The organism is Agreia pratensis (assembly GCF_900177685.1).
Lineage (GTDB): Bacteria > Actinomycetota > Actinomycetes > Actinomycetales > Microbacteriaceae > Agreia > Agreia pratensis.
Genome location: NZ_FXAY01000007.1, coordinates 73954 through 93891, shown reverse-complemented (window position 1 = coordinate 93891; position 19938 = coordinate 73954). Strand labels below are relative to the sequence as shown.

General features: G+C 65.0%; 23 protein-coding genes, 1 tRNA gene and 1 pseudogene. 12 read left to right on the top strand and 13 right to left on the bottom strand.

Going from position 1 to position 19938, the window contains the following annotated elements; genetic code table 11:
- The 4 genes from B9Y86_RS16320 to B9Y86_RS16305 are packed head-to-tail and all read right to left on the bottom strand — an operon-like array spanning nucleotide 1 to nucleotide 4095.
- Nucleotides 1-1398 carry an FtsW/RodA/SpoVE family cell cycle protein gene (locus tag B9Y86_RS16320; RefSeq protein ID WP_244894815.1) on the bottom strand — a complete coding sequence of 466 codons (1398 nt, stop codon included), beginning with the start codon at nucleotides 1396-1398 and terminating at the stop codon, nucleotides 1-3.
- Between the two features lies 1 nt (nucleotide 1399).
- Complete coding sequence (locus B9Y86_RS16315) at nucleotides 1400-2710, bottom strand: PP2C family protein-serine/threonine phosphatase (RefSeq protein ID WP_085488073.1); 1311 nt, start codon at nucleotides 2708-2710, stop codon at nucleotides 1400-1402.
- Between the two features lie 3 nt (nucleotides 2711-2713).
- Nucleotides 2714-3295, bottom strand: coding sequence for an FHA domain-containing protein FhaB/FipA (locus B9Y86_RS16310; protein WP_085488071.1), 582 nt, complete (start codon nucleotides 3293-3295; stop codon nucleotides 2714-2716).
- Nucleotides 3292-4095, bottom strand: a complete 804-nt coding sequence (locus B9Y86_RS16305; protein ID WP_085488069.1) for an FHA domain-containing protein — start codon at nucleotides 4093-4095, stop codon at nucleotides 3292-3294. The genes B9Y86_RS16310 and B9Y86_RS16305 overlap by 4 nt, the downstream gene beginning before the upstream one ends.
- Before the next feature lie 252 nt (nucleotides 4096-4347).
- Between B9Y86_RS16305 and B9Y86_RS16300 the strand changes: the two genes are divergently transcribed.
- From B9Y86_RS16300 to B9Y86_RS16285, 4 genes are all read left to right on the top strand, one after another.
- Nucleotides 4348-4431 (top strand) — tRNA-Leu (locus B9Y86_RS16300).
- A gap of 106 nt (nucleotides 4432-4537) precedes the next feature.
- Complete coding sequence (locus B9Y86_RS16295; protein WP_244894809.1) at nucleotides 4538-5608, top strand: DUF3137 domain-containing protein; 1071 nt, start codon at nucleotides 4538-4540, stop codon at nucleotides 5606-5608.
- On the top strand, nucleotides 5605-5886 hold the full coding sequence (locus B9Y86_RS16290; protein WP_244894808.1) for an alpha/beta fold hydrolase: 282 nt from the start codon (nucleotides 5605-5607) through the stop codon (nucleotides 5884-5886). The genes B9Y86_RS16295 and B9Y86_RS16290 overlap by 4 nt, the downstream gene beginning before the upstream one ends.
- The gene (locus B9Y86_RS16285; RefSeq protein WP_244894807.1) at nucleotides 5879-6460 is read left to right on the top strand and encodes a uracil-DNA glycosylase family protein; all 582 of its coding nucleotides are present in this window, start codon (nucleotides 5879-5881) and stop codon (nucleotides 6458-6460) included. The genes B9Y86_RS16290 and B9Y86_RS16285 overlap by 8 nt, the downstream gene beginning before the upstream one ends.
- Here B9Y86_RS16285 and B9Y86_RS16280 read toward each other — a convergent pair.
- From B9Y86_RS16280 to B9Y86_RS16270, 3 genes are read right to left on the bottom strand one after another with little or no spacing between them, the layout of a single operon-like run.
- A complete protein-coding gene (locus tag B9Y86_RS16280) occupies nucleotides 6457-6990 on the bottom strand; it encodes a DUF7010 family protein (protein ID WP_085488061.1) in 534 nt (177 codons plus the stop codon). The genes B9Y86_RS16285 and B9Y86_RS16280 overlap by 4 nt on opposite strands.
- 34 nt (nucleotides 6991-7024) lie before the next feature.
- A complete protein-coding gene (locus B9Y86_RS16275; protein ID WP_085488059.1) occupies nucleotides 7025-7657 on the bottom strand; it encodes a GrpB family protein in 633 nt (210 codons plus the stop codon).
- Nucleotides 7658-7686: 29 nt separating this feature from the next.
- On the bottom strand, nucleotides 7687-8277 hold the full coding sequence (locus tag B9Y86_RS16270) for a TetR/AcrR family transcriptional regulator (protein ID WP_085488057.1): 591 nt from the start codon (nucleotides 8275-8277) through the stop codon (nucleotides 7687-7689).
- Nucleotides 8278-8424: 147 nt separating this feature from the next.
- Between B9Y86_RS16270 and B9Y86_RS16265 the strand changes: the two genes are divergently transcribed.
- The 3 genes from B9Y86_RS16265 to B9Y86_RS16255 are packed head-to-tail and all read left to right on the top strand — an operon-like array spanning nucleotide 8425 to nucleotide 12456.
- On the top strand, nucleotides 8425-9915 hold the full coding sequence (locus B9Y86_RS16265; RefSeq protein WP_085488055.1) for an APC family permease: 1491 nt from the start codon (nucleotides 8425-8427) through the stop codon (nucleotides 9913-9915).
- 18 nt (nucleotides 9916-9933) lie between these two features.
- Nucleotides 9934-11865: a primary-amine oxidase gene (locus tag B9Y86_RS16260; RefSeq protein WP_085488053.1), complete on the top strand. Its 1932-nt coding sequence runs from the start codon at nucleotides 9934-9936 to the stop codon at nucleotides 11863-11865.
- Between the two features lie 6 nt (nucleotides 11866-11871).
- A complete protein-coding gene (locus B9Y86_RS16255; RefSeq protein WP_085488051.1) occupies nucleotides 11872-12456 on the top strand; it encodes a hypothetical protein in 585 nt (194 codons plus the stop codon).
- A 113-nt stretch (nucleotides 12457-12569) separates the two neighbouring features.
- Here the strand turns inward: B9Y86_RS16255 and B9Y86_RS17920 are convergent.
- Nucleotides 12570-12701 (bottom strand): annotated as a pseudogene (locus tag B9Y86_RS17920) (ATP-binding cassette domain-containing protein); the annotation flags it as partial.
- Between the two features lie 62 nt (nucleotides 12702-12763).
- Between B9Y86_RS17920 and B9Y86_RS17915 the strand changes: the two are divergent.
- Entirely contained in the window at nucleotides 12764-12928 is a 165-nt protein-coding gene (locus B9Y86_RS17915) for a helix-turn-helix domain-containing protein (protein ID WP_085488046.1), read from the top strand.
- Here B9Y86_RS17915 and B9Y86_RS16240 read toward each other — a convergent pair.
- The 3 genes from B9Y86_RS16240 to pdxR form a co-directional block, all read right to left on the bottom strand.
- A complete protein-coding gene (locus tag B9Y86_RS16240; protein WP_085488044.1) occupies nucleotides 12891-14234 on the bottom strand; it encodes an outer membrane protein assembly factor BamB family protein in 1344 nt (447 codons plus the stop codon). The genes B9Y86_RS17915 and B9Y86_RS16240 overlap by 38 nt on opposite strands.
- Nucleotides 14235-14248: 14 nt before the next feature.
- Nucleotides 14249-14725 (bottom strand): hypothetical protein, encoded by a 477-nt coding sequence (locus B9Y86_RS16235; RefSeq protein WP_085488042.1) that lies wholly within the window; start codon nucleotides 14723-14725, stop codon nucleotides 14249-14251.
- 70 nt (nucleotides 14726-14795) lie between these two features.
- Nucleotides 14796-16238 (bottom strand): MocR-like pyridoxine biosynthesis transcription factor PdxR, encoded by a 1443-nt coding sequence (gene pdxR, locus B9Y86_RS16230; RefSeq protein WP_085488040.1) that lies wholly within the window; start codon nucleotides 16236-16238, stop codon nucleotides 14796-14798.
- A gap of 82 nt (nucleotides 16239-16320) precedes the next feature.
- Here pdxR and B9Y86_RS16225 point away from each other — a divergent pair, with 82 nt between their 5' ends.
- Both B9Y86_RS16225 and B9Y86_RS16220 read left to right on the top strand, forming a co-directional pair.
- The gene (locus B9Y86_RS16225; protein ID WP_085488038.1) at nucleotides 16321-16935 is read left to right on the top strand and encodes a GNAT family N-acetyltransferase; all 615 of its coding nucleotides are present in this window, start codon (nucleotides 16321-16323) and stop codon (nucleotides 16933-16935) included.
- Nucleotides 16936-16976: 41 nt separating this feature from the next.
- Nucleotides 16977-17825 carry an NAD-dependent epimerase/dehydratase family protein gene (locus B9Y86_RS16220; protein WP_085488036.1) on the top strand — a complete coding sequence of 283 codons (849 nt, stop codon included), beginning with the start codon at nucleotides 16977-16979 and terminating at the stop codon, nucleotides 17823-17825.
- 71 nt (nucleotides 17826-17896) lie between these two features.
- On the opposite strand, the gene B9Y86_RS16215 is transcribed toward B9Y86_RS16220, so the two are convergent.
- On the bottom strand, nucleotides 17897-18493 hold the full coding sequence (locus B9Y86_RS16215) for an NADPH-dependent FMN reductase (protein WP_085488034.1): 597 nt from the start codon (nucleotides 18491-18493) through the stop codon (nucleotides 17897-17899).
- A gap of 136 nt (nucleotides 18494-18629) precedes the next feature.
- Between B9Y86_RS16215 and B9Y86_RS16210 the strand changes: the two genes are divergently transcribed.
- Nucleotides 18630-19031, top strand: coding sequence for a winged helix-turn-helix transcriptional regulator (locus B9Y86_RS16210; RefSeq protein ID WP_085488032.1), 402 nt, complete (start codon nucleotides 18630-18632; stop codon nucleotides 19029-19031).
- 80 nt (nucleotides 19032-19111) lie between these two features.
- On the top strand, nucleotides 19112-19327 hold the full coding sequence (locus B9Y86_RS16205; RefSeq protein WP_085488030.1) for a hypothetical protein: 216 nt from the start codon (nucleotides 19112-19114) through the stop codon (nucleotides 19325-19327).
- Nucleotides 19328-19447: 120 nt separating this feature from the next.
- On the opposite strand, the gene B9Y86_RS16200 is transcribed toward B9Y86_RS16205, so the two are convergent.
- Nucleotides 19448-19864, bottom strand: coding sequence for a GNAT family N-acetyltransferase (locus tag B9Y86_RS16200; protein ID WP_139824951.1), 417 nt, complete (start codon nucleotides 19862-19864; stop codon nucleotides 19448-19450).
- Nucleotides 19865-19938 lie beyond the last annotated feature (74 nt).

Below are 19938 nucleotides of genomic sequence, written 5' to 3'. Positions count from 1 at the left end.
CTAGATCACCAGCCTTGGCTGGTTGCGAACTGTGTCTGACAGGCGCAGCAGGAGCGCGACGATGATCCAGTTGGCCATCAGAGACGAGCCTCCAGAGGCCAGGAACGGTGTCGTGAGGCCGGTGAGGGGGATGACTCGGGTAACCCCGCCGATCACGACGAAACACTGCAGCGCGATCACGAACGAGAGGCCAACGCCGAGTAACCGACCGAAGTCGTCGTGCCCCGCGAAGCTGATGCGCAGACCGCGAGCGATCAGCAGCAGGTAGAGGCAGAGCACAGCGAAGAGTCCGGCAAGGCCGAGTTCTTCGCCGATCGCCGAGATGATGAAGTCACTCTGCGAGAGCGGAGTGATGTCGGGCCGGCCTCGGCCGAGGCCGGTGCCGATGAGGCCACCGTTGGCGAGACCGAAGATGCCCTGAACGAGTTGGAAGCTGCCGCCCACGTCGTCGTAGTTGGCCTGGCTGAACGGGTTCAGCCACGCGTTGAAGCGATCGTTGACGTAGGTGAGGGTCTGGCTCGCGACGACGGCACCGGCGAGGAACAGACCGCCGCCCAGCAGGATCCAACTCGTGCGCCCGGTCGCGACGTAGAGCATCACCACGAAAAGGCCGAAGTAGAGCAGTGCCGTACCCAGATCGCGCTGGAAGACGATGACCGACATCGAGAGCGCCCAGATCACGATGATGGGGCCGAGGTCGCGTGCTCTGGGAAAGCGCACACCCAGGACCTTTCGGCCCACGAGCGAGAGGGTGTCGCGTCGCTGCACGAGGAATCCGGCGAAGAAGATGGCGAGCAGGATCTTGGCGATCTCGCCGGGCTGGAACGAGAACGGGCCGATGTGGATCCACACGCGGGCACCGAAGATCTCTTGCCCGACGCCCGGCAGCATGGGGAGAAGGAGCAGCACGAAGGCCGCGAACATGAAGACGTAGGTGTACCGCTGCAGCACGCGGTGATTGCGAATGATGACCACGACGGCGATCGCGCAGACAAGAGCTATGGCGCTCCAGACGACCTGTCTGATCGCGACCGACTCCCAGCCCGTATTGCCCTTCAAGAGATCGACGTGGTAGATCACGGCGATGCCGATGCCATTGAGGATGGCGGCTACCGGGAGGATGAACGGGTCGGCGTTGGGCGCGACGTAGCGCAGAGCGATGTGCATGCCCAGCACGAGCACCGACAGGCTCGCGCCGAGAGTGATGACCGTCGAATCCACGGTTCCGAGAGCGCCGAGCTGCACGAGCACGACGGCGAAGGCGTTCGTTCCGCAGGCGAGGATCAGCAGGAAGAGTTCGAGATTGCGGAGTTTCTGGGGCACGCGGATGCGACGGATGCCGCGACCGGCATCCGGAACCCGGGGGGACGCCTCGATCACGGGAGACGACCCGTTCAAGTCAGCCAACGGGGGCCGCCGGTGCTTCGGGTGCTGGGGTGGCAGACGGAGTGGGCGTGGGAGTGGGGGTCGGCTCTGGTTCGACAGCGGCGCCGAGGCGGTTCACGATCTCGAGAGCGGCCTTCACCGAGTCGGCGCTGATGGTGTCGCGCACCTGCTCCTGAGTGTAGAAAGGCAGGTCGTCGAGCTGGATGTCGGTGGTCTGGTAGACCTCGGACAGGGCGATCGGCCCGATGCTCTGCTGCACTCCGTGGAATATCGCCACCTGCCCGTCGACGTCTCCCACGTAGTAACGGGTCTGAGTCCACTTGTAGCCGGCGAAAGCACCGACCGCGATGGCGAAGATGATGACGAGCGCACCAGCGAGCCAGGCCGTCTTTCGACGGCGTGAGCGGCGCTGATTCTCTTCGATCAGCTCGTCGAGATAGTCCTCGGACTCGGGTTCGAAGTGGCTGGGGTCTGCGGGGCCTCGTTGATGCAGGCGCAGGCCGGGCAGTCGCGAGACGCGGCGACCCAGGGTTCCTTCGAAGGCGACGGGTTTGGATGCGGAGCCGACCGTGACGGGCTCGACCCCGTGCTCGTCGAAGGACGAGTTGATGTCGACGACCACGATGGTGACGTTGTCGGGGGCGCCGCCATCCAGTGCCTGCTTGACGAGGTCGGACACGACCTCTGCCGGCGTCATCTCGCTCGCCAGTGCCTCTGAGATGTGATCGTTGTCGACCACGCCGGTGAGGCCGTCGGAGCAGATCAGCCAACGATCGCCCGGACGCGTGTCCATGACCTGCAGGTCGACATCCGGTGTCGAATCGACGTCGCCGAGTACTCGCATCAGAACCGAGCGTCGCGGGTGGGTCTTGGCTTCTTCGGCCGTGATGCGACCCGAGTCGACGAGCCGCTGCACGAAGGTGTGGTCGGCGGTGATCTGAGTCAGATTTCCGTCGCGAAAACGGTAGACGCGTGAGTCGCCGATGTGAGCCAAGGCCACGCTCTGACCCACGCGTACGAGGGCGGAGAGGGTGGTCCCCATTCCCGTGAGTTCGGGATGCTCGAACACGGTCTCGGCCAGGATCGCGTTGGCCGCGACGATGGCCTCTTGCAGAGCGAATTCGGCGTCGACGGCCGAGCCGTACTCGCCGTCGATCTCGCGCAGCCGAGTGATGGCCAGAGCGGATGCGACATCGCCGCCCGCATGGCCGCCCATGCCGTCGGCAACCGCGAACAGAGACTGCCCGGCGAACCCGGAGTCCTGGTTGTTCGAGCGGATCTTGCCGACATGGGAGATGGCGGCGCTCGATGTGACGAGGGCCATCGCTTAGCGCCGCAACTCGAAGCTGGTCGCGCCGATCTTGATGGGCGTATTGAGAGGAACGTTCACCGGAGAGGTGACGCGCTTGCCGTCGAGGAAGGTTCCGTTCGTGGAGTCGAGATCCTGAAGCATCCACTCCTCGTTCCACACCATGAGCCTGGCGTGGTGGGTGGAGGTGTAGTCGTCACGGATGACGACGCTCGAGTCGGTCGAGCGGCCGATGGTGAGGGGCATGGTGCCGAGGGGGATCTCGGTGCCGCTCTTGGTGCCTGCGGTAATGACCAGGCGCGACGCGTTGCCTGTCGTCGCGCGGGGGTGTGTCCCCGCTGAGGAGCCTTCAAGAGGTGTGAAGGTGGGCACTTTCGACTGCGGCACAGGCGCCTGCTGGCGGGGCGGGGTGTTGGTGCTCACGGCAGCGGCCGGAGCCGCACTCGGGAGACCGGCCGCGCCGGCGGCCTGCGCATCCGGAAGCTTTTTGACTCGGCGACCGAAGAGGTCGCTGCGCATGGCGTAGACGACGACGAAGACGAAGATCCAGAGAAGGGCGAGGAACGCGAACTGCAGGATCAGGAGGGTGAGTTCGCTCAACTGTTGTCCCTCCAGAAGCCACCCGGATCGTGCCGAGGCCGGTCGGGACGCGGCGGCAGCGGGCGCTGTTCGCGGAAGGGCTCGGGAGTGCGGCTCTGGCGCTGAGTGCGCAGATCGGAGTATTGATCGACGCTGGCCGATTGCGCGAGAACGCGGAACACGATGCGTGTGCGGCCGATCTGGATGACCGACTCTGGCTCGAGTGCGGCTTTCGAGACGGCGACACCGTTCAGCTGCGATCCATTCGTGGAGCCGAGGTCTTTGACCTGGGCGTGCTTGCCGTCCCACAGGATCTCGACGTGTTTGCGCGAGGTGCCGGGATCGTCGATGGTGATGTCGGCATCCGAGCCCCGGCCGATGACGGTGCGCGACGACGTGATGGGGTAGCGCTTTCCGGCCACGTCGAGAACCGGGGTCCAGGTGACCTCGCCGGCCGCATTGGCCGACTCGATCTGCACCAGGCCGTCAGTGAGGCGCGGGTTCTGCACGAGTTCCATCGAGATGCCACCGGCGAACTGGTAGCCCTGCTGCTTGGCGTGGGTCTGAATGAACTGGATGAGGTCGTCGCTGAGTGTGGGGCCGATGGCCTGCATGCGCTGGTAGTCGCCGGGGGCCAGGATGACTCGGAACGAGTTGGGCACGAGAATGCGGTCGCGCGAGATGACGGCAGCCTTGGTGTCGAGTTCGCGGCGCAGGGCGGAGGTGATCTCGACCGGCGCCAGCCCCGAGCGGAAGGTCTTGGCGAAAGCGCCGTTGACGGCACGCTCGAGACCTTTCTCGAAGTTGTCCAGCAGTCCCACGTGTCTCCCATTTCTTGCGCGCACGCCACAGTTCGGGCGGCGACGCTCAGGTAGATGTTACTTGTGTTGCGTGCAAATCCACCTAGTACGCGTTCTGCGCCTGTTAGTAGATGGTTTTCGTTCCTCTTAAAAGCACCAATGCTCTGTGTTGGTCGAGTAGCGCTCGCGAGGAACGTGCATCGAGTATCGAGGCAACGACATCCAGCCCCGAATTCCCTCACGCTGCCCCTTCGTGCTAATCTCTCTAAGTTCGCGCGAGTGGCGGAATTGGCAGACGCGCTGGCTTCAGGTGCCAGTGCTCGAAAGGGCGTGGGGGTTCAAGTCCCCCCTCGCGCACGCGAACGAGATAGAGCCGGTCAACGAGAAGTCGTTGTCCGGCTCTTTTGCGTTTGGTTCGCACGACAATCGGAGGGCCTCGAAAGCCACAACTAGTGTGGTCTGGGTGACTCTGGATACAACGCCGCTTACCGAGCCGATAGACCGTCGGGCGCTCCGCGAGTTCCGCCGCACGCTGCCCTCGACGGTGCGGCCGAAGCTGGCGACCGTGCTTCTGCCCATCGCTCTCCTCGCGGTTCCTTTTGTCTTCATGATCATGTTCCTCACCGCGGTGGGTTTCGATCAGTTCATCGTGCGCGATAAGGGCCCGTCGAGCCTGGTGGCATTCGTGCCGGTCATCGCGATGCCCGTCGTTGCGATCACACTCCTCGTGAGGGCGTTGCGGCAACGCAACGGGGTGCGGCAGTTCCGCATAGCCGAGTTTGCTCGAGCCAACTCGTTCAGCTACTCGCCGCGGACTGAGCGGCCGTGGTTCCCCGGCATGATCTTCGAGCGAGAGGGGCAGTCGTCGTCGTATTCGACCGACATAGTGAGCCGTGAGGGCGGGGCGCCGACGACCATCGCGAATCACACCTCGATCGTCGGGTCTGGAAAGAACCGATCGGTGTACCGGTGGGGCTACGTCGCGCTGCGCCTGGCCACCCCGCTGCCCAACATCGTTCTCGACGCCCAGAAGAACAACTCCTGGGGTCGGGCAGCGCTTCCCGTGGCTCTCGCGGCCCGGCAGCGGCTGTCGCTCGAGGGAGACTTCGACCAGCACTTCGCGCTCTACTGCCCAGCGGGTTACGAAGCCGATGCGCTCTACCTCTTCACCCCCGACATCATGGCGCGGTTCATCGACAACGCCGCGTCCTTCGATATCGAGATCATCGATGACTACCTGTTTCTCTATGCTCAGGGCGAGCTCTCGACTCTCGACCCCGAGCTTTGGAAGCAACTTCTTGCCACCGTCGAGGTGCTCTCGCAGAGGGTGCGGCAGTGGGCACGGTGGCGAGACGAGCGTCTGGATGCCGGTGGTGCGGCATGGGCGGAAGGCGCGGCGATTCCGAATTACGATCGGCGGGCGGGCGTTGCGCCCCAGGGGCGCAGGCTCGCCCGCCGAGCGGACTGGTGGTGGATCGTCGGCGCTCTGCTCGCCATCTTCGGTTTCTACAACATCTTCAAAGATCTCCTGTGACTCCATTGGATGCACTCGACGAGCTCGGCCTGGAGGATGTCGGCATCGTCACGCCGCCGGCTGCCTGGCTCACCGATGCGCCGCCGACGCTCGTCGTCGGCGGGGATCAGGATCTGTTGACCGGTGTTCAGCCCGTTCGGCCGTATGCGGCGGCGCTCGACGCCGAACTGTCGTTCATCGCGGACTGCGGGCACTATCCGTGGATCGAACAGCCTGCTGCGTTCCGTCGGATGCTCGATGCCTGGCTCGCCGAGCAGGGGCGAGCAACCCGTGGATGAACTCGACATCATTCGGCAGGAGATCATCGAACACCCGTCGAACGCGTGGGCGACGGAACGGGGGTGGACACCTCTGTTCACCGGATCTGCGCGCTCTCGCGTGCTGGTCATCGGCCAGGCTCCGGGCAGGGTCGCGCAGGAGACGGGCCTCGCGTGGAGCGACGTCAGCGGGCGGCTGCTGCGATCGTGGCTTGGCGTGACCGATGCGACGTTCTACGACTCCGAGAAGTTTGCGCTGTTGCCCATTGACTTCTACTTTCCGGGCAAGGGGCCGAGCGGCGACCTACCGCCCCGACCTGATGTAGCCGGGCTGTGGCATCCGCGCATTCTCAGCGCCCTGACCGACGTGCGCCTGACGGTCTTGGTGGGCGCGTACTCGCAGCGGTACTACCTGCACGGCGAGAAGCGGCAGTCTGTGACCGAGACCGTGCGGGCGGCCGAGACCTTTCTGCCGTTCTTTCCGCTGGTCCATCCGTCGCCGTTGGCGAGGGGATGGCGTTCGCGGAACGCATGGTTCGAGGAGGAGACGGTTGTGCGTCTCGCGAGCGAGGTGCAGCGGGCGCTGGATGCTTAGTGGTCGCGTGCCGCGCGGAAAAGGACGACCGCGAAGATGGCGAAGACGGCAGCGCCGAGCCAGCCGCTGATGCTTCCGAGGGAGGGAAGCAGGAACAGCACGAGCGTGCCGACGACGATCAGAACCGCGGCGAGAACCGCGAAGAGGCGCATCCCATACAGCGACACGAACACCAGGTAGTGGGCCCCGACGATGATGAGCGACGCCGGAAAGAACAGAGCGGGCTCATACGCTCCCAGAACAAGTGCGACGAGCAGCCCGAAGGGCACGGTGAACGCGGATTGCATCGCAAGGGATGTCGACGGATGACCCTTCGGCAAGGAGGCCGTGCCGCCCATGACCTTGAGAACGAGAGTGGTCAAGGGAAAGATCAGCATGCCGCCCACGAAGAGCACGACCATGCCCGCCGTTGCGGAACCCCAGACGAAGACGGCGTTGGCGACAGCCCAGACAACTGCCGAGACCGCGGGGCCGGGAAAGCCGGCGCGGTAGACGCGTCGCACATCGGCTTGGGCCTCAGAGATGTCCATCAGCTCTCCTTCTCTATCGATGATCAGGTCGGTGTCAGCTCAAGAAACCGGAGGCACGGAAAGCGCGTTCGTAGATGTCGAGGATCACGGCTTGCTTTCTCGCGTTGTAGTCCATGACCTCGTCGCCTTCCTGCTGCGCGGCGGCAGCGGCGCGTTTCGCGTCGGCGTACAACTTTCGGTCGCTCGCGCTGGAGCGCAACCAGTTGCGGAAGACGAGATGCTTGATCAGCTCGGGGCTGTCGGGTCCGAAAACATGGATGTTCGTGGCCGGCCCGCCGTCGGTCGGTGCGGCGCGATCGTCTGGCCGTCGCCCGCCGCGGAACAGGCGATGCTCGTGCCACCACGGTTCGCGCACGGTCAGAACGAAGCCGGCGTCTTGCAGTCTGCCGACGTAGCCCTTCTCGTCTGCCGAGTCGGCCACGGTGAGATCGATGTCGATGACGGGCTTGGCGGGCAGGCCCTCGACGGCGGTTGATCCGACGTGATCGATGCGGATGGCCCGAAGCCCAATAATGTCGCTCAGTCGTTCGCTGATCTCTCGAGCCTGCGTCGGCCATGTCGGGTCGTATTCGACAAGCTCGATCGTTGCGGGCATGGGCTCGACGACCCAGGGGTTGCCGGCGGCCGGTTCCTCGGAGAATTCGGTGATCTGGCGCTTGGATGGCATCGAATCAGATTACGTGGATCGAAAGGCCGTCAACGACAAAGCCGGTCGATGAACGTCTCGTATTGAGCGACCTGCCGCTGTGGCGAGGTTTCTGCCGGGGAGAGAGCTGCGAGTACTTGGAGCCCGGTGAGCATGGCCAAGAGTTCGTCGGCGATCTCGGGGACCGGAGATAGGGCGGGTAGCTCGCCGTCGGCTTCCGCCTCGCGCAGTCGCATCTCGATCTCTCTGCGCCACCGCTGCATCACGTCGGCGTGCAGGGCAGCTTTCTCTTCGGAGCCGAGCGCCTCCTGCCAGAAGTTGATAGCGATTCGAGCCTCCATCAGCCGGTTGTCGTCGAGGGGCATGATCTGCATTGCGAGTTCGTGCAGGCCGGCGAGGCCTCGCGGGGAAGGATCCGCGGCGCGAGCACGCTCATTGGTCGCGTCGAAGATGCCTTGGAACGCGGCGTTGACGACGGCGTCCTTACCGGAGAAGTAATAACGGAGGACGCCGTTCGAGTATCCGGTGACCTCGGCGATTCGGCGGGTGGTCACTGCTTTGATTCCCTCGCTCGCGATCAGCTGACAGGCGGCCGCGACGATCTGGGCCCGGCGGATCTCTGCATCTACGACTTTGGGCATGTTTCCTCCCGCCAACCCTATCAACGGGCATGAACACCCGACTTGCTGCGGAAAGACGAAATCAGCTTGTTACACGGTCGAAATCTATTTTGTACGACTGTACAGAATACTTTTCTTAACCCACCACTTTCCGACATCGGAGGCCCCATGACATCACGCACCGCCTCGCTCGGCACCACCACTCCCACACGTGAACTGAAGAAGAACTCGGTCACCGTCGCGGGCATCGTCTTTCTCGTTCTCGCTGCAGCAAGCCCGATCATCGGACTCACCGGCGCCGTTCCCGTGACCATGGTCATCGGAAACGGTCTCGGTGTCACCATGTCCTATCTGCTCATCGGTGCTCTTTTGCTCTTGTTCTCTGTCGGGTTCGTGCTGATGTCGCGTCACGTGACAGATGCCGGCGCCCTCTACGCTTACGCGGGCAAAGGACTCGGAGCGGAGACGAGTATCGGCGTAGCGGGCCTCGCGGTCTACGCGTACACGGCGGTGCAGGTGGCCATCTACGCGTTCTTCGGTGCCACGGTCGTGGCGCTCCTCGAGCCGGCTATCGGGGTTGCTCTGCCATGGTGGCTCGGTTCCCTCGCCCTGATCGTCGTCGTGCAGGTCTTCGGCTACCTGAAGCTCGAACTGGGTGCCAAAGTGTTGGGCGTGCTGCTCCTCGGCGAGTGGGGAGTCATGATCGCGATGGCCATCTCGATCGCCATTCAAGGCGGGGCGGGGGAGGGGTTCGCGATCGATCAGGTCTTCTCTGTGCAGTCGCTGCTCGTCGGAGCCCCGGGGGTGGCACTCACTTTCGCCTTCGCCTCGAGCCTAGGATTCGAAGCCGCCGCAGTGTTCGGCGAGGAAGTCTCCAACCCGCGTAAATCCATTCCTCGTGCGACCTATCTGTCTGTGGCGCTCATTGCAGGCTTCTTCGTGGTCACGACCTGGATGATCACCGTCGGTTATGGCCCATCCGCAGTGCTCGCTGAAGCGGGCAAAGCGCTCGAGAGTGGTGACACCGCATCGTTCATCTACGCCCTCGGTGACCGCTACTTGGGGCCGTGGGCGCCGGTCGTGATGGGGGTCTTCATCGTGACGTCGATCTTCGCGGCCGCTCTCGCCTTCCACAACGGCATTGCGCGCTACCTGTTCACCCTCGGACGAGGACGTGTGCTGCCCGCTGCGCTCGGGACGGTGCACCCGAAGACCGGTGCGCCGTATGTGGCATCGGTGTCGCAGACGATCGGGGCGGTTGTCATCACCATCGTCTTCGCCCTCGTCGGCGCCGACCCGATCACGACCGTCTTCAACTGGGGCGGAGGTATTGCCGTCGTCTCCCTGGTGCTCGCGTACCTGTTCGTCTCGTTGTCGGTGATCGTCTACTTCCGCCGCACGAAGCAGCCCGATGCCACCCGCTGGAACTCGGTGATCGCGCCCGCCCTCTCGGTACTCACTCTCGCGGGGGCTCTGGCCATCATCGTGTCGAATTTCGGCACCCTCGTCGGCGGAGACGGCGACCTCGTCACCGTGCTCATCCTCAGTATCGCGGCCGTCTTCGTAGCCGGAGTCACCCGCGCCGTTGTCATGCGGGTGCGTACCCACCGCCGTGTCTCGGTCGAGGCCCTCGAAGACGCCACCACTCAGCTCTCCTGATTTCAGAAAGACCAGACCATGACTCTCACCACAGCTCAGCATCCTCTCGCTCCCCTCACGGCCGACGAGATCGACCGCTTCCGCTCTGTCCTCACCTCGCTGGGTCTCGTCGGCAGCAGCGTACGGTTCGCCTACGTCGCTCTCGTCGAGCCAGACAAGGCGGATGTGCGCGCCGGCCTGAGCACGGATCGTCGCGTCTCGGCGTTGCTCGTCGAGTTGGCTACGGCGGAGACCCGCGAGGTCGTCGTGAACCTGGCGACCGGTGATCTTCTCGTCGACCGAGTTCTCGGTTCCGGCGCCGGCCACGCCCCTACGTTCGATGCCGACTTCGACCTCGGCGACGCGATCGTGAAGTCAGACGCCGGCTGGGTTGCGGCGCTCGCCAAGCGTGGCATCACCGACCTCGAGAACGTACGAACGGTGTCTCTGTCGGCTGGATCCTTCGATTATGCAGACGAGGTCGGAATTCGCGTCACACGGGTACTCGCGTTCTACTCGCAGTATCCGAGCGACTCGGTGTGGGCGCATCCGATCGACGGCGTCTTGGCGCACGTCGATCTGACCAACCAGCGTGTGCTGCGGATCGTCGAGACGGACGTGACCCATGTGCCCGCGGAATCAGGCGACTACCTCGACCCCGCCGTGCGTGGACCAGAACGAACCTCGCTCAAGCCCATCGAGATCAGCCAACCCGAGGGTGTGAGCTTCACCCTCGACGACAACGTGCTGTCGTGGGAGAACTGGAGTGTGCGCATCGGATTCAATGGGCGTGAGGGCCTCACGCTGCACAACCTCGCCTTCGACGACCACGGCGTCACCCGCAGCATCATCGACCGGGCCTCGATCTCCGAGATGGTCGTTCCCTACGGGGACCCCACCCCCACCCACAACTGGCAGAACTACTTCGATGTCGGCGAGTACCAGTTCGGACGACTCGCCAACTCTCTCGAGCTCGGCTGCGACTGCGTGGGCGACATCACCTACCTCGACGCAGTCGTCGCGAACGACTTCGGCTACCCGACCACCCTGAAGAATGCGATCTGCATTCACGAGGAGGACTACGGGATCCTCTGGAAGCACAGCGACGGCTTTGCCGGCACCAGCGAGACGAGGCGCCAGCGCCGCATCGTGATCTCCTTCTTCGTCACGGTGGGCAACTACGACTACGGCTTCTACTGGTACCTCTATCTCGACGGCACCATCCAGCTCGAGGCCAAGGCGACCGGCATCGTCTTCACCTCCGGCTATCCCGGCGGCGACTACCCGTACGCGAACGAGATCGCGCCCGGACTCGGAGCGCCTTTTCACCAGCACCTCTTCTCGGCTCGTCTCGATATGGCGGTCGACGGGCCGACCAACGCGGTAGAGGAGATCGATGCCGAGCGCGTCGCCATGGGGCCCGGTAACCCGTTGGGCAATGCGTTCACCCGCACGGTCACCCGTCTGCGCACCGAGGCAGAGGCTCAACGCGTTGCCGCTTCCGACAAGGCGCGTGTCTGGGCCGTGGTGAACACCGAGACGACGAACCGTATGGGAGGCCACCCGGCCTACGTGCTCTACCCGGAGGGTCAGCCCACCCTCCTCGCCGCAGATGAGTCGTCCATCGCGAAGCGCGCGGCTTTCGCGACGAAGCATCTGTGGGTCACCCGCTTCCACGAGGACGAGTTGTGGGCATCCGGTGCTGTCGTCAATCAGCATCCTGGCGGGGGCGGCCTGCCGGCCTACGCCGGTCGCGGTCGCGACATCGACGGCACTGACATCGTCGTGTGGCACACCTTCGGGCTCACGCATTTTCCCCGCCTCGAGGACTGGCCGATCATGCCGGTCGACTATGCCGGCTTCACCCTCAAGCCGCACGGCTTCTTCGACCGCAATCCCACGCTGGATGTGCCCGCGGTGATCGGCGGCCACGGTGGGGCAGAGGCAGATCACTGCGCGCACCACGGGTAGACGAGCATGATCGAGATCATGCACGGAGGCATGCTGGTGCCCGCATCTGTGAGTGTCTGCTGCGCAGTCGGCGCGCCTCGGGCGCAGCGGGTGCAGGGGGTCATCGTGGGCGTCGCGATGCTGCTGGCCATGGCCGACGGCATAGCGGCGTCACCGGTGCTCCCGGCCATCGTGTGGGCGGCGCTTCTCGTTCTGCTCGCCATCTCGACGAGCGCGATCAGCTCTGTCGGCCAACGTCGTCACCCGGTGGCCGGTGTGACCAAGATGACGACGCACAGGGCGCTCGCCCTCATTCTCACGGCATCGTTGATCGTCGCCGGCTGTACCGGCCCGACTGCATCGACTGCGGCCGGCGCACATCACCACGGAGTGGGCGGGGAGGCTTTCGCTCTCGTGCTGGTTGTCGCCACGACGTTGTACGTGGGCTACTCAGCAGTCGCGATCTGGCGCGGCGTTCGCGCCCGCAACCGTGCCCGCGACTACCGATCCCACGATCGACAACGGCACCGGCTGAGTCTCGGCGCCATAGACATAGCCGCCATGGCGGCCAGCACCTCGGTGATGGCAATCATGGTCACCCTCCCGAGCTGAGCCGCAACTCTCGCCAATAGTGCCCGGTGCGGTCAATAGTGCCCGCCGGGCTGGTAACTATTGTCCGCACGGGGCACTACTGCACTTATGGTGAGTCTTCGCGGGACCAGCACGACCGAACCCTCACGCTGCATCGATCCCTTGGCCGGCTCGTGCACTCCGACAGCGAGAGCTGCAAGCGTGCTCTTGCCCGCTCCTGACGCTCCGACGACTGCGGCGGTTTCGCCCTGCGACAGCTCGAGGTGAATGTCGCGGAGTACATCTATATAGGAATGGGTCACGTCGATGAGCCGTAGGGACCCCGCGGGTGCGGCACTGTCGGACTGAGGTCGCGCGGGCGGTCGGCTACGAGTCGGTGAGCAGCTTCATCACGGCATTCAAGGCGCGATTCGGCACGACGCCGGCGCGGTACCGGCTTGCCGTGGCGCCGACGCTCACTTCAGGGGATAGACAGCATGGCCGGCGTCCATGATGCCTTCGTCGACGTAGCAACCCGGCCCCGGTGCGGGGCCGAAGAGCTCTCCATCGGGTGAAAGTGCCCAGCACAGGCGGCTCACGTCGCCCGTGAAGTCTCGAGTCCGGCCGCTCAGAGCGATCCATCCCGAGTACGCGTCGATGCCGTAGTCGTCGATGGACTCGGCATCGGGGATGGCGACGAAGGCGTCAGTGCCCGGGTTCCACATCGCCGCTCCAGCGTCGAGGTCGACGACGACCCAGACGTCGGCGGAACGATAGGGGTCCGTGCTCGACACGTACCTGACCTTTCCGGCCGGCGGTTCCGCGGTGCGTGTTCGGCCGCTGGCGACGTCGATGGCCGTGAGTTCTATCGAGTCTCCGGTCGCCTCGCTGGGTGTGAAGACCTCGGGCCCGTCGCCCTCTACTGTCCACGATTCATCAATGGGCGTCGACCAGAGCTGTGAACCGTCTGTGGGAGACCTGCCCGACAGTCTCCTTCCGTTCGTCTCGAGCAGGACATCGCCGACCATGCGAGCAATCACCGAGCAGTCCACGTTCGCGATCGTGGTGCTGCCGTCGGCCACGGAGAGAAGCTCGGCCGGGCTGTTCTCGTTGTAGAGGATCACGTGAGATCGATCGGGGGCTACGGAGTATCGATCGACCGGTCCGAGATCGCACTCCATCACCGGGCGACCGGGGCGCTGCCAGATCGTCTCTCCGGTAGTCAGATCGAGCGCAATGGCTTCGAACTCCGTGTCGGAGACGGGATGCGAGACCACGAGAACGTTGCCGTTTGCGGCAATTCCCCGGCCGAATACGGTGGAGCGCCAGAGCTCGTCTCCGGTCGATGTCTCGACCGCGATCGTCTCATCGGAGGTGGTCAGAACAACGATGTCGGAGCGGACGAGCATGGGATCGATGATCCCGCGATCGATGCTCCATACGATATCTCCGGAGGCTGCGTCATAGGCGGTTCCTCCTGAGATGAGGAGATCGCCCGTGCGGGCAGACAACCCAGACACGCCTTCGAAGACCCTTCTATCCCAGTGGGGCAGGGTGTTCGGTGAGATGCCGGTCAGGGCGACCACGCCGCCGGTCACGACGAGCGCGGCCACGGCAACGCCGGCCACGACTCTCCAGACAGCGCGTCGAACGGCGACCACGACGACAATCGCACCTCCGAGCGCCAGCGCGGCAACGCCCAGCCCATAGGGGATATGCCGCCACTGCCAAATTATGGAGGCGGCGATCGTCGCCGCGCCGAGCACGGCGATTGCCGCACCGAGGATGTACCAGCGGCGCCGAGATCGTTGTAGTGACATCAGGATCGGCCCTCTCAGCAATCAGTGTCCGTTACGGGAACCGACAGCTCGATGAGCGTGTACGTCTTGTCGGAGATGTCTAGTGCCGCCCCGCGATCGTCGTGAGATGCGACTCCGGTCCAGCCGCCCTCGAGCTTCTGTTCCGAGACGGAGTCGAGTTCACGCGCTTCGAGTACGGGATTGATCACGTCTGCCACCGCGTCCCACCCGCCTGCCGACTCCCTCAGCGACGGTTCGCCGCGCTGCGTTCCCACCACTAAGGTGCACCGGTCACCATCTGCCACGACGCGGCTCTCGTCGTCGTCGCTCCATGCGACGTCGGGGTATTTCTGCTCGAGTGCTGCTACGACGTCGTCCATCACCGGTTCATAGCGTTCGGCGGCGGCCGCGGAATCCATGCTCGGGGAGGGGGCGGAGGCCGCGCATCCCGACAGGGCCACCAGGGCGCCGGTCAGAACGAGCGCGGCTGTGAGTCGGGGCAGACGAATCATGCAGCCAGCGTATCGACGGCAGTACGAACCGCACAGGGGGAGATCTCCCCATGGGCAGAATGCCTGCTGTTCAGACCGTCTCGCGGCGGATCGTGGCGAGGGCCGTATGCAACTCGAGATCGGTTGCCGCGCCGTAGCCGAAGACGATCCCTTCGCGGCCGGCAGTGGTCGGCCCGAAGTAGTGTCTGGCGAGCTCGGTCACGGCGACGCCACGGCGCGACAGGCGCTCGGCAAGATCCGCGTTTCCCGTGCCCGCGGGCGACGACAGCACGGCGTGCAGCCCACCGTCGAGGGCGCTGAGTACGAGGCACGATTCGAGTTCGCCGCCGAGCGCATCCAGAACGAGGGCGCGCTTGTGCGCGTAGGCGCGGCGCGTGCGGGCGAGGTGCCGGCTGAGTCCGCCACTCTCGAGGTAGTGCGCCAGCGCCTGCTGCGGGATGCCCGAAACGGTCTCGCCGACGTCGGCCCGGGCATCCAGAATCGCGGCCCGCACCGCCTTATCGCGCACGACCACGTAGCCGCAACGCAGCCACGGTGTGATGACCTTCGAGTAGCTGCCGACGTGCACGACAAGGCCGGAGTCGTCGAGAGACGCGATCGACGGCAGTGCTCGGCCCAGATGACGGAATTCGCTGTCGTAGTCGTCTTCGATGATGATCGCGTTCGTTCGCTCGGCCCACTCGAGCAGCTGCAGACGGCGCCCCACGTCGAGGCTGCCGCCCAACGGATACTGGTGACTGGGCGTGACGAGCAGGGCGGAGACGCGCGAGCTCCGCACCGAGTCGAGTGCGATCCCTCCGTCGATGACGTCGATCGGCACGAGCTCGGCACCGAGCCGCGCGAGCACCGCACGGCTGCCCACGTGACCCGGGTTCTCGCATCCGACCCGCAACCGCCCGCCGAGCCGCGCCGCAAGGCCGAGCGCGACCAGGGCAAGGCCCTCGCGCGCTCCCGAGGTGACGATCACATCGTCGGCGTCGCATGCGAGCCCGCGAGAGTGAAACAGGTGCCGCGCGATCTGCTCGCGCAGGGACGGCAGCCCAGCGGCGGGCGGGTAGACGGCGGCCACCTCGCCCCCGGTCGCTCGGCGCCACGCCGCTGCCCAATCGCCGCGCGTGATCGATGCGGTCGAGGGGATGCCGGGGCGCAGCTCGATGGGTGGGCTCGATGAGGCGGACATCGGTGGAGCCGTGTCGGCATTCACCCGTCGTTCGGTGGACTCGTTCTCGGCGTGCGCCGCTCTGGGAGGCACGCGCATGGAGACGAAGGTTCCCGAGCCATGCACGGTCTCGAGGTATCCCTCTCCCGAGAGCTCGTCATAGACGCGCACCACGGTGCCGCGTGCGACCCCGATTGCGGATGCGACAGCGCGGCTCGACGGCATCGCGTCACCCGGTCGCATGCGCCCGCCGAGTATAGCCGCGCGGAGCCCCGTGGAAAGACGATCGCGCGGGGAGCCGGGGCCATCCGGTTCGATCATCTCGACGATGTCGACGGCGCGTGCGTGGCGCATGGCAACCCTCCCCAAGTGGTCTAGCAGAACTAGCCAATAGTGGCATACTCGCTGATCCACTCGTGAGACCAGACTGGGATCTATGACACTCACGATCGCACCCGTCACCCTCACCGGAACCCACGTCGTTCTCGAGCCGCTCAGCCACGATCACCACGACGGACTCGTCGATGCCGTGCGCGACGGCGAGCTCTGGAAGCTCTGGTACACGACGGTTCCGTCGCCCGAGGGGATGCGCGCCGAGATCGATCGACGACTCGGTTTGCAGGAGGAGGGGTCGATGCTGCCCTTCACGACCCGCCTTCGCGACCCCCAGACCGGCGAGCCCGGACGCATCATCGGCATGACGACCTACATGGAGATCGATGCCAGAACCCCGCGGCTCGAGATCGGTTTCACCTGGAACGCCGCCTCGGCTCACGGAACGGGAACGAACCCCGACTCGAAGCTGCTGCTTCTCGGGCACGCCTTCGAGGTGGTCGGATGCGTGGCCGTCGAGTTCCGCACGAACTGGATGAACCAGCAGTCGCGAGAGGCTATCGCTCGGTTGGGTGCGAAACAGGACGGTGTGCTGCGCAGCCACACCCGCACGGCCGATGGAACCCTGCGAGACACCGTCGTGTTCTCGATCGTCGAGAGCGAGTGGCCGTCGGTGCGCGCCGGACTGGAACGTCGTATCCAGAAAATTCGGGGCTAGCGGCCAGTTCGATTGTTCTCCGCTCAAACGAGGAGTTTTCTATGCGCGTCTTCATCGCCGGTGGTTCGGGTGTCCTCGGTCGTTCCCTCATTCCGCGCCTCGCAGAGGCCGGCCACGAAGTGACCGCGACGACCCGCTCGGTCGACAGGTTCTCGCTGATCAGCAGGCTCGGCGCCACCCCGGCTGTCTTCGACGCGCTCGACAGGGATGCTGCGTTTGAGGTTGTCAGCGAGGCTCGGCCCGACGTGGTGATGCATCTCCTGACCGATCTGAGCACGGGCGATTCCGCCAGCAATGCCCGGTTGCGCGTCAACGGCTCGCGCAACCTCGTCGATGCGGCGTTGCATGCGGGAACCTCCCGGCTGATTGCGGAGAGTATCTCCTGGGTCTACGCACCCGGAGACACGCTCGCAGTTGAGGAGGAGCCGCTCGATGCCGATCCTGCCGAACCGAGGCACACGACGATCGCGGCCGTGGCGGCGCTCGAAGCGTGTGTTCGCGAACTACCGGAGACTGTGGTGCTGCGATTCGGCCAGCTGTATGGGCCGGGCACCTGGTTCTCTTCCGACGGTCGCCTCGGCCAAGATGCTCGAGCCGGTCGCCTGCCAGCCACAGACACGGTGGCGTCGTTCATCCACACGACCGATGCCGCTCGCGCTGCTGTGCTCGCGTTGGATTGGGCGAGCGGCGTCTACAACATCGTCGATAACGAGCCGGCCTCGGGGCGGGAGTGGGTTCCACGGTTCGCTGCAGCCGTCGGCGCACCTGAGCCGATCGCCTCTCACGCTCGCCCCGGCGATATCGGCCGGCCTGTCTCGAATGCCCGCGCCCGCGCCACCGGGCTCGAACTGCGATACCCGAGTTGGCGCCAAGGTTTCTGCTCGCTGTGATGCCTTGACCAGGCCGGCCCATCGCATCCGGTGGTGGGCCGACCGGACTCAGTCGATCGGGCGGGGGTCGATCAGGCGGCGACGGTCTCGTCGGCGCTGTCGGCCGTGGCCGCGGCGTGCAGCGGCTCGAGCGCCTTCGACCAGGCCACGAGCTGGTCGAGCATCGTGTCGACCTGGGGCAGCAGGTAGTCGTTGGGCTTGAAGACGGAGAAGTTCTCGAACTCCGTCATGAGCGAGATCGCGACCTGCGCACGAACCGTTGCCAGCTGCAACTCGGATGCGACGAGACGCAGATGCTCGACCGCGCGGGCTCCACCGACCGAGCCGTAGCTCACGAAGGCGGCCGCCTTGTTGTTCCACTCGTTGTAGAGGTAGTCGAGGGCGTTCTTCAGCACGCCGGAGGTGGAGTGGTTGTACTCCGGGGTCACGAAGACGTAGCCGTCGAACTCGGCGATCTTCGCCGACCAGGCCTTCGTGTGCTCGTTCTGGTAGTTGCCCCACGCGGGCGATCCGGGCTCGTCGAAGTGGGGGAGGGGGAAGTCGGCCAGGTCGACGAGCTCGAACGTCGCATCGTCGCGCTTCACGGCGATGTCGCGAACCCACTTCGCCACGGCCTCTCCGTTGCGTCCGGGGCGCGTGCTGCCGAGAATGATTGCGATCTTGGTCATCTGGTTTCTCTCCTTAGGAACTTTTCGTGCCTAACGCACGTTGTCAGTCATACGAAGAGGTCGGAAGCGCGATTTAGTCCCGCCTCAGACCGCGCACTTTCGAGTGCGTGACGCACACGAAGGGAAGTCTCGCGTTATGACGCCATTGTCGATCGCAGCCGCTACGCAATCCGTCGAGGGACTCGATAAAGCATGCGAGGTTCCTTCCACTCGAAACCTGGTGCGCGACATCTTCACCATGACGGGTGATCGCTGGTCGATGCCGGTCATCCGAGCCCTCGACGACGGCCCGATGCGCTTCACAGCACTTATGCACGCTGTCGAAGGCATCTCGCACCGGATGCTCACACGTACGCTTCGCTCCCTCCAGAGAGACGGTCTCGTCAGTCGCACGAGCTATCCCGAGTCGCCGCCCCGGGTCGAGTACAAGCTCACCGAACTCGGCCAAACGCTGAGCGAACCCGTGCGGGCGTTCATCGGATGGACACAGCAGCATCAGGCCGAGATCGAAGAGAGTCGGCGACGGTTCGACGCGTGAAGCTCGTGGCCAGCCGACGTTCCGTGAATTCCCAGCGCCCGCTCATACGGTGGAGGTAATCAACCGGAAGGAACGAAACCATGGGTTTTCTCGAGAACGCCAAAGATGCTGCAGAGGCCACCGGTAAGAAGATCGGCGAGGCCGTCGACGACGCGAAAGAGCGCCTCAGCGACAAGGCCGACGAGGTTCGAGCCGAGGCCGAGGTCAAGCGTGCCGAGGGCGACGTGAAGCGAGCCGAAGCCGAGCGCGACGCCACCGAAGCAAAGAACGAGTACAAAGAGAAGCTGCGCGACTAGAAGCGACAGACCGACCGAAGGCCCCGGGTGACAAAACCGGGGCCTTCGTCGTGTGCGATGAGTGGTGGTCTCGATACGCCGGCTCGTCCCTCGCGCGGCTACTCGACCGACGGGGGAGGTTCACCGCCCTCGGAGGGTGACGATGGGGGCGACTTCCGACCATCCGAGGCTGTCGTAGAGCTTGCGTCCGCTGACACTCGCCATGAGTAGGCCCGTCGCGGCGTTGTTATCGGCTGCCCACGCCGTCAGACCGGTCATGACGAGGCGACCGAGCCCGCGGCGGCGGAACTCGGGAACGGTCTCGATCCGATCGAACACAACGTCTGCCGCGCTCAGCGCAGCCTGTCCGCGGGCGGCGAGTTCGCCATCCACCTCGATCCGAGCGTGGGCGACCTGGCCGTTTTCTTCGATGATCACGTTCGTCGGCAAGGCAATGGGCGCGATGGTCGTGGTCATCATGCGTTCGTCGCTTGTAACGGGGTCGAGGCCGGCCACTGCGGCGCGGCTCTGCGCATCGAGGTCTCCGACGAGTGTCAACCACACCTCGGGCGCTGGTGGCGGTCACCATACGGTGGAGCTCGGGGAGCGACGGCGATGCGCTGATGTACTCC